The sequence below is a fragment of the Mesorhizobium sp. M7A.F.Ca.ET.027.03.2.1 genome (assembly GCF_003999175.1).
GTDB lineage: Bacteria > Pseudomonadota > Alphaproteobacteria > Rhizobiales > Rhizobiaceae > Mesorhizobium.
The window spans coordinates 1-6,805 of sequence record NZ_RZOM01000227.1 but is presented as its reverse complement, the minus strand read 5'-3'; the positions used below and the strand labels follow the sequence as shown (position 1 = coordinate 6,805).

7 protein-coding genes are annotated in these 6,805 nt (G+C 64.5%); 5 read left to right on the top strand and 2 right to left on the bottom strand.

Features of this window, described 5'->3' with window-relative positions:
* The 5 genes from EN750_RS12525 to EN750_RS12505 all read left to right on the top strand — a co-directional run.
* Positions 1-1,121: ABC transporter substrate-binding protein (locus tag EN750_RS12525; RefSeq protein WP_145967600.1), on the top strand; the 1,121-nt coding region annotated here is incomplete at its 5' end.
* A 3-nt stretch (positions 1,122-1,124) separates the two neighbouring features.
* Positions 1,125-1,862 carry an ABC transporter ATP-binding protein gene (locus EN750_RS12520; protein ID WP_127396607.1) on the top strand — a complete coding sequence of 246 codons (738 nt, stop codon included), beginning with the start codon at positions 1,125-1,127 and terminating at the stop codon, positions 1,860-1,862.
* The gene (locus EN750_RS12515; protein ID WP_127396606.1) at positions 1,859-2,572 is read left to right on the top strand and encodes an ABC transporter ATP-binding protein; all 714 of its coding nucleotides are present in this window, start codon (positions 1,859-1,861) and stop codon (positions 2,570-2,572) included. Before EN750_RS12520 ends, EN750_RS12515 begins: the two co-directional genes overlap by 4 nt.
* Before the next feature lie 12 nt (positions 2,573-2,584).
* Positions 2,585-3,460 (top strand): branched-chain amino acid ABC transporter permease, encoded by an 876-nt coding sequence (locus EN750_RS12510; RefSeq protein WP_127296621.1) that lies wholly within the window; start codon positions 2,585-2,587, stop codon positions 3,458-3,460.
* The gene (locus tag EN750_RS12505; protein WP_127396605.1) at positions 3,457-4,491 is read left to right on the top strand and encodes a branched-chain amino acid ABC transporter permease; all 1,035 of its coding nucleotides are present in this window, start codon (positions 3,457-3,459) and stop codon (positions 4,489-4,491) included. Before EN750_RS12510 ends, EN750_RS12505 begins: the two co-directional genes overlap by 4 nt.
* 24 nt (positions 4,492-4,515) lie before the next feature.
* On the opposite strand, the gene EN750_RS12500 is transcribed toward EN750_RS12505, so the two are convergent.
* Both EN750_RS12500 and EN750_RS12495 read right to left on the bottom strand, forming a co-directional pair.
* Positions 4,516-5,832 (bottom strand): ArgE/DapE family deacylase, encoded by a 1,317-nt coding sequence (locus tag EN750_RS12500; protein ID WP_127396604.1) that lies wholly within the window; start codon positions 5,830-5,832, stop codon positions 4,516-4,518.
* A gap of 57 nt (positions 5,833-5,889) precedes the next feature.
* On the bottom strand, positions 5,890-6,795 hold the full coding sequence (locus tag EN750_RS12495) for a MurR/RpiR family transcriptional regulator (protein WP_127396608.1): 906 nt from the start codon (positions 6,793-6,795) through the stop codon (positions 5,890-5,892).
* Positions 6,796-6,805: the final 10 nt, after the last annotated feature.

The following is a 6,805-nucleotide window of genomic DNA, read 5'->3' as shown; positions in this document are numbered from 1 at the left end:
GCCCTGCCGCGGCGGACGGCCAGGAATTCCAGCGCGGCGTGCAGATGGCCATCGACGAGGCCAACGCAGCCGGCGGCGTTGCCGGGGATACGTTCGAACTGGTGGTCGGCGACGTCAAGGATCAGTCCGCCGGCAACGTCACCAGCGCGGTCGAGCGCCTGCTTGGCGATCCGGGCGTGCACTTCATGCTGACCGGCTACGCCAGCCTGACCAATTTCGAGATCGACAACATGGCCGAGGCTGAGATGCCCTATATGCTCGCGGCCACCTCGCAGCAGACCCGGGACATCATCGCGCCGAGCCCCGATAAATACATGTGCTGCTGGTCGCTGACGCCTTCCTTCGACGCCTACAACACCGACGTCACCCTGTTCGTCGAGAAGCTCGCGGCGGATGGCAAGATTACCTTGCCGACCAAGAAGGTCGCCATCATCTCGTCCGACAATGCCTATTCGAAGACCATCTCCGAAGGCATGAAGAAGACCTTCAAGGAGAAGGGCTGGACCATCACCGTCGACGAGATCGTGCCGTTCGGCGAAGTGACCGACTGGCGTTCGATCCTCGCCAAGGTGCGCGAGAACGTTCCCGATGTCGTCATCAACACCGACTATCTGCCGGGCAATTCGGCGTCGTTCCTGAACCAGTTCCTCGAGCAGCCGACCAAGAGCCTCGTCTTCCTGCAATACGCACCGAGCGTTCCGGAATTCGTCGAGCTGACCGGCAAGAAATCGGATGGTGTCATCTACAACCTGCTCGGCGGCGCGCTGACGACGCCGAAGAACCCGCGCGCCGACGAGGTGGCGGCCAAGTTCAAGGCAAAATACGGCGTCGAGAGCGGCACCTACGGCGTCGGCCTCTACGAAATGACCAATGTCTATTTCGAGGCGGTCAAGAAGGTCGGCGGCGCATCCGACCATGCGGCGATCATGAAGGCGCTGTCGGAGACCGACAAGCAGGTCGCGGAAGGGCGGCTGAAATTCGATCCCGCCACCCACCTTGCCACGCAGGGCGACGACTATATTCCGATCACCTTCTTCCAGATCTGGGATGGCCAGCGCACGCTGATCTCGCCGGAGAAATACGCCACCGGCGCCTTCAAGCTCCAGCCCTGGATGAAGTAGGGAATGGCCCTGCTTGAACTGGACGACGTGTCGAAGGCCTTCGGTTCGCTGAAGGCCGTCGACGGCGTGTCGTTCAAGGTCGAGGCCGGCGAGATCTTCGGCATCGCCGGCCCGAACGGCAGCGGCAAGAGCACGCTGTTCAACATCATCACCGGCATACCGTTCGGCCCCGACCGGGGCCGGATCCGCTTTGACGGCATTGCCATAAACGGCAAATCGGGACACGCCATCGCGCGCCTCGGCCTCGCCCGCACGTTTCAGCGCGAGACCAGCTTCGACGGGCTGACCGTGTTCGAGAACGCGCTGATCGGCGCCAGTTACGGCAAGCAGGAAAAGACAGCGGCCACGGCCCGCAATGCCGCCGCCGAGGCGCTCGAATTCGTCGGCCTGGGATCTCGGTCGTTCGGCCGGCTTGCCGGCGAATTGTCCGTGTTCGAGCGCAAATGCCTGATGCTTGCCACCGCGATCGCCATGCAGCCGCGCATGCTCTTGCTCGACGAGCCGGCATCGAGCCTGACCAAGCCCGAGATCGAGACGTCGATCGGCCTGATCCGCCGCACCGCCGAACGCGGCATCACCATCCTTCTGATCGAGCACGTGCTGACCTTCCTGATGAGCCTTTCGCAACATCTGCTGGTGCTCAACAATGGCCGCGTCCTGGCCGCTGGCGACCCGGCCGGCGTGATCGCCGACCCGCGCGTCATCGAAGCCTATCTCGGCACGAGGAGATCGGCGGCGTGAACCCCATTCTCAGCGTCGAAGGCGTCACCGCCGGCTATGGCCGCGTCACCGTGCTGCACGATATCTCGCTGGAGGCCGGCCGTTTCGGCAATGTCGGCCTGTTCGGCCCCAACGGCCATGGCAAGACGACGCTGCTGCGCGCAGTCTCCGGGCTGCTGCAACCGAAGAGCGGCCGCATCGTGTTCGACGGGCAAGACATTGCCGGCCGCAGCGCACGCGCCATCGTCGGCGCCGGCCTGATCCATGTGCCGCAAGGCAACCGGCTGTTTCCCGATCTCTCGATCGCCGACTGCATGGCGCTCGGCGCCTATTCGCCAAGGGCCCGGCCGCATGAGGCGGAGAACCGCGAAAAGGTGATCAAGCTGTTTCCGAAACTGGCGGATCGCTGGCGCCAGCGCGTGCGCACGCTGTCGGGCGGCGAGCGCCAGATGGTGTCGATCGGCACGGCGCTGATGAGCCATCCGCGCCTGCTGATCCTGGACGAGCCGACGCTGGGGCTGGCGCCCAAGATCAAGGACGAACTCTGCGCCTCCGTCATGGACATTTCGCGCGGCGGCGTGCCGCTGATCGTCGTCGAGCAGGATATCGAATTCCTGCTGGAGCTGACGCAGCAACTCTACCTCGTCAACCATGGCGCGGTGGCGACCGAGATCAAGCCGGGCGAAAGCCTCGACCACGGCGAGATCATGTCGATGTATTTTGGCCATTAGGAAAATCCGAAGATGAGCGCATTGGCGGAAATCCTGTTCGGCGGCCTGTTCCAGGGCTCGCTCTACGCCATGATGGCGGTCGGGCTAGCGCTCGTCTGGACGACGATCGGCGTGTTCAATTTCAGCCATGGCGTGTTCATGATGCTGGGCGCCTACATCGCCTGGCAGCTGGTCGAACTCGGCCTGCCTGCGGCGGTCGCGTTTCCGATCGCCGTCGTCGTCATGGCCGGCGTCGGCTGGATCCTGCAGGCGAGCGTCGTGCGGCCGCTGATCGGCCGACCCAACATCGTGCTGGTCGTCGTCATCACCACGCTGGCGGCCGGGTCGCTGATCGAGAACGGCGCGCTGACCATCTGGGGACCGCGCTCGAAACAGATCCCGGCGCTGATCGCCGGCAACGCCACCATCGGGGGCGTCGGCGTCTCCCTGCACCAGATCGCCATCATCGTCATCACGCCGCTGATCCTGGCCGCACTTTGGGTGTTCCTCAACCGCACGCGGCTGGGGCTGGCGCTCCGCGCCGTGGCGCAAAATGAAGATGCCAGCCACCTTGTCGGGCTGAACGTCACCGCGCTCTATGGACTGGCCTTCGCCATCGCCGCTTCGCTGGCCGGGCTCGCCGGCATCTTCATGGGCGGCTACCGCTTCATGTCGCCGGTGATGGGCAGCGACCCGCTGCTCAAGGCGCTGATCGTCGTCGTTTTCGGCGGCATATCGAGCATATCGGGTCCGATCTTCGCCGCCTATCTGATCGGCTTCTTCGAGGCAGCCTGCAGCTATTATTTCGGCTTGTACTGGACGCCGGCACTGCTGTTCGGCGTGCTCATCCTGACCCTTATGGTGCGCCCCGAGGGCATCTTTGCCAGCCGCTCCCGAGGCCTAGCATGACCGACACGACATCGCTGATCGCGCCTGGCCACGCCGAGGCGGCAACCCCGATCGCTCCAGGCCGCACGCCGTGGAAGCAGGAGGCCATCGGCTTCGTGCTCGGCTTCGCCCTGCTGGCGCTGCTGCCGCTGATCTTCGGTGACACCTATGCCCGCCACATCCTGATCATGGCCTTCATCTATGCGATCGTCGCCTCGAACTGGGACCTCAGCCTCGGTTATGGCGGCGTCTTCAATTTCGGCCATCTGGCGCTGTTCGGCATCGGCGTCTATGCCTACAGCCTGCTGACCAAGCTGGCCGAATTCGACCCGTGGATCGCGCTGTTTGCCAGCGGTGTCATCGCAACCCTGGCGGCGATCCTGGTGACCATCCCGATCCTGCGGCTGAAGGGCATCTACATCATCCTGGTCACTTTCGGCTTCGCGCAACTGGTGATGCAGGTGATCATCAGCCAGTCGGCCATCACCGGCGGCACGCAAGGGCTGGTGCGCATTCCCGGACTTTATATCTTCGACCACAACATGGTCCGCGACGGCAAGTTCGCCTATTTCTACATCGCGCTGGCACTGCTGGTGGCAAGTACGCTGTTCCTGCGCGTGTTCGTGCGCTCACGCGCCGGGGCCAGTATCGTCGCCTTGCGCGACAATGAGGAATACGCCATCAGCCGCGGCGTCTCGATCGTGCGCCAGCGCATGCTGACGCTTGCCGCGAGCGCCTTCTTCACCGGCATCGCCGGCGCCTTTTACGCCGCCTACCAGCGCAATGCCTCGATCGACGTCTTCGGCATGAGCCTCGCGACCATCATCCTGTCGACGGTGCTGCTTGGCGGCACCAGCACCATCTACGGCGCCATCGTCGCCTCCTTCGTGCTGACGATCTTCGCCGAATGGATGGCCGATTTCGGCGCGTGGCGGCCGATGATCACGGCGGTGCTGATCATCGGCGTCATGCTGGCCTACCCGAGCGGCCTGGTCGGCATGATCAAGGCTTCATGGGGCGCCGTCGCCGGACGCCTGAAGCGCCCGGGCTGATCGGCTCGGAATAGCGGCTCCGCCTCAGCGGATGCCGCACCAGTCGATGACCGAAGCGGCGATCACCTTGGCGGTCTCGACCACCGATTCGACCTCGACATATTCGTCGGAACCGTGAAACCCGTCGCCTGACGGCCCGAAGATGACACCGTCGACGCCGGCGCCGGCATAGTGCGCGGCATCGCACACGGCGACGAAGCCGCGCGCCTGCGGCGCCTTGCCGACCATGGCCTTGCGCTTCATCAGCGATGTCACCAGCGGATGATCGACCGGCGTGTTCATCGGCGGGAAATACAGCCCGCCGAGCTCCCATTGGATCGCAGGCGGGTTGTCGCGCAGCCACGCATCGGTCTGGGCGAAATGGTGGACGAACGTCTCGAAATCGCGGCGGTAGTCGGCCGAGTTCTCATCGGGCAGGAATTTCATGTCGAGATCGAGCACCGCGACGTCGGGAATGATGGCCGGGTTGGTCATGACGATCGGCAGGCCGTGCTGGCCAAGGCCGGTTCCGCCATGCATGACGCCGATGTTGATCGTGTTCATGCCGAGCGGCAGCAGCGGATGCGATTTCGCCCGCGTCCGATCCAGCTCATACTGGCGCACGGCGGCGATGAAGCGGGCGGCGATCTCAATGGCGTTGACGCCCGGCTCGAGCCGGTCCTTGTCGTGGCGCTGCGGATAGATCTCGTTGTAGCGCAGCGCCGAATGGGCGTTGCGCCCGCGGATCGTCACCCGCGCCCATTCGAGCCCGCCTTCGACCGGCAGGACATCGCCCCAGGTTGGTTCGGCGACCAGCACCGCCTTGGCGAGCTTGCCCTTCTTCACCGCGTCCATGGCGCCGAAGCCGCCGGCTTCCTCGTCGACGACCGAGTGGATGGCGAGCCGGCCCTGCAACGTGATGCCCGCCTTGCGGATCGCGCGCGCGGCGGCGATGCAAGCGGCGACGCCGCCCTTCATGTCGACCGCGCCACGGCCATAGAGGCGGCCATTGGTGATCTCGCCGCCGAACGGATCGACCGACCAGTCCTTCATCGCCCCGACCGGCACCACGTCGATATGGCCGCACAGGATCAGGCTGCGGTCCTCGTCTCCCGCCCATTCGCCGACCAGATTGGGTCGGCCGGGCAAGGCATCCCATTGCTCGGTCTTGAAACCGTCCTGCTTGAGGATCGGTTCAAGCAGCGCCTGGACATCCGCCTCGCGGTTGATCGCCGGGTTGGGCTCGAATTTGGGATTGACCGAAGGGATGCGAACCATGTCGCGGGTCAGCCCGATCAACCAGTCGCGATCGGTCTCGATCTCAGCCTGCACGGCATCGATGGTGGTCTGGTTGTCGGGCATCGTCGCTTCCTTCTCTGCGTCGCGGCGCTTTGCATCGCTGCACTGGGCGCAACGACACTATTTCCTTGTGGTTTTGGTTTTGGCGGCGTCGTCGGCCGATGACGACAGGACGGTATCGAGCGTGACCGCATTGGCACTGCGGATCTTCTCGATGTCCTCGATGCGCTTGCGCACCCCGGCGCCGTGGCCTTCCAGCGCGTGGGCGAACACGGTTTCCATCTGGGCAACGGCCGTCGCCAGCGTGTCGAACGGCGAGTTGGCGTCGATCGCGGCAACCATGGTCAGGTCCGCTATGTCAGATATCGGCGACAGCCAGACATCGGTGAACAGCAGGATGGAGACGCCGCGCTCCTTGGCCTGCTGGGCAAAGCTCACCACGTCCGACTGATAGCGCCGGTAGTCGAACACGACGAGGAGGTCGCGCTTGCCAAGGTCGATCAACAGGTCGAAATCGGCGGGGCTCAACGAACCGATGTCGCGCACGCCGGAGCGGAACTGCAGGAGGTAGCCGGCCAGCATGGAGGCGATATGCCGGCTGAACCGGCCGCCCAGCAGCACGACCTGGCCCTTGCTCTCGAGCAGCATGTTGACGGCGCGCGTGTAGGCCTGCACCGGCACTGCCGTGCGCGTGCGCTCCAGGCTGTCGGAAACCGAATGGAAATAGGCAAGTGCGGTGCCTTCGCTGGAGCCGCCCGGACGCTTGGCCTCCATCATCAAAAGCGGCGAATGCAGCCTGGATTCGACTTCGGTGAGCAGGCGTGCCTGGAAATCGGCAAAGCCGACATAGCCAAGCTTGCTCATCAGCCGCGTCACGCTCGGGTCGCTGACGCCGGCGCGCCGTGCCAGCCGGGTCGCGGTGCCCAGCCCCGACATCGGATAATCAGCGAGCAGGACCTGGACGATCTTCTCTTCCGCGGAGGTGAACGCCACGGTCGTATTGGCCAGTTCTTCGCGGATCGACATTGTCATCGCC